This is a genomic window from Methylobacterium sp. J-068, assembly GCF_022829445.1.
Lineage (GTDB): Bacteria > Pseudomonadota > Alphaproteobacteria > Rhizobiales > Beijerinckiaceae > Methylobacterium.
In genome coordinates, this window is the sequence record NZ_JAKSXY010000113.1 from 1 (window position 1) to 372 (window position 372).

Annotated in this window: 1 pseudogene; it reads right to left on the reverse strand. The window is 77.2% G+C overall.

What is annotated here, in order from left to right:
* Positions 1 to 45 precede the first annotated feature (45 nt).
* Positions 46 to 372: pseudogene (locus MKK54_RS19465) on the reverse strand (hypothetical protein); the annotation flags it as partial.

Sequence of the window (372 nt, forward strand, 5' to 3'; positions counted from 1 at the left end):
CGCTCCGCGACCACCCTCCCCCGCAGAGGGGGAGGGTTAGAGACCCTACGTCGCCCGGCCGCGCCGCCCCTCGACCAGCCACATCGCCAGCACCGCACCGGCCAGGGCCACCAGGGCCCACAGGCCGAGGGCCAGTGGGTAGACCTCGACGCCGCGGACATTGGCGCTCTCGCCCGGGCGGAATCCGATCCAGTCGGCACCGGCGAGGCGGCCGCCGGGCGCCGATTGCAGGCCCGGCCCGGACGTGCCCCCCGCGGCCCCCGCCGTGCGGCGGATCGCGCCGCCGGTTCCCTCGGCCAGGGCCTTCAGGCGCCCGGTGTCGCTGAAGACGTCCGCGAGTTCGCGCGGGTTCGGCGGCCCGACGCTGACGAA